This window comes from Hydrotalea sp. AMD, assembly GCF_004100315.1.
Taxonomy (GTDB): domain Bacteria; phylum Bacteroidota; class Bacteroidia; order Chitinophagales; family Chitinophagaceae; genus Hydrotalea; species Hydrotalea flava.
The window spans coordinates 1-933 of the sequence record NZ_SCKY01000097.1; the positions used below are offsets into that span (position 1 = coordinate 1).

At 40.4% G+C, this 933-nt stretch carries 2 protein-coding genes; both read right to left on the bottom strand.

Features of this window, described 5'->3' with window-relative positions; all coding sequences use genetic code 11:
* On the bottom strand, positions 1-476 hold a 476-nt coding region (locus tag EO766_RS18240), incomplete at its 3' end, for an LUD domain-containing protein (RefSeq protein ID WP_287101812.1).
* A gap of 49 nt (positions 477-525) precedes the next feature.
* On the bottom strand, positions 526-933 hold a 408-nt coding region (locus EO766_RS18245), incomplete at its 5' end, for a DUF3109 family protein (RefSeq protein WP_287101814.1).

Below are 933 nucleotides of genomic sequence, written 5' to 3' on the forward strand. Positions count from 1 at the left end.
CTTTTGTGCATGGCAGGGGTAACAATATGGTAGGGTGGTTCGCCATCCAATTGTTGAATGTATTCTCCCAAATCGGTTTCTACACTTTCAATGCCATTGGTTTCTAAAAAATGGTTTAAGTGAATTTCTTCGGTAACCATACTCTTGCTTTTTACAACAGTAGTACAGTTTTTAGCTTTACAAATATGGCCAATGGCAGCCAGTGCCTGTTCGGTATTTTCGGCCCAGATAACCTGCGCCCCACGGGCTGTTATTTGTTTTTCGAATTGCTCTAATAAAGTATCTAATTGTTCAATAGCACGCCATTTAATATTCTTGGCTTTTTCGCGAACAGCAGGCAGGTCGGCAAATTGTTGTTGCCCTTTTGGAACGGCAGCATTGTATTTGCCAATATTGAAATTAATTTTTCGGCGATGGTCTAAATCGGGTGCTTTAATGGTGCTTTTTGCAATAAAACCTGCTGCATTTTTGTTCATATCCTCTCAATTTAATGCTGATAAACACTTGCAATTTGAATTCAAAAAATTATTTTTTGGCCAGGCGCATATTTTCGGCGGTTGCTGACAGCGCTTCATAAAATTCGGTACCATATTTTCGAATCAGTGCATCTTTTAAGAAAAGATATACCGGTACTTTTAGTTGTTTACCCAGCGAACAGGCCGGACTGCACATCTTTTCCCTTGGTTCATAATTTACATATTCCACATCTGTATGTTTTTTACTGGCCGAAATGCGAATGGGGTATAAGTGACAGCTGATGGGCTTTTTCCATTGGGTTAGGCCTTGCATATATGCTTGTTCAAAAGCGCAAAGAATAACACCTTGCGCATCACGTTTGCCATAAATACAAATGCCTGAGCCAATGGTTGGGGTTACCCAGCCAAATTCCTTATCGTACACTGCTTCACCCTGTTTTTCCAGTTCTTTCAGTCC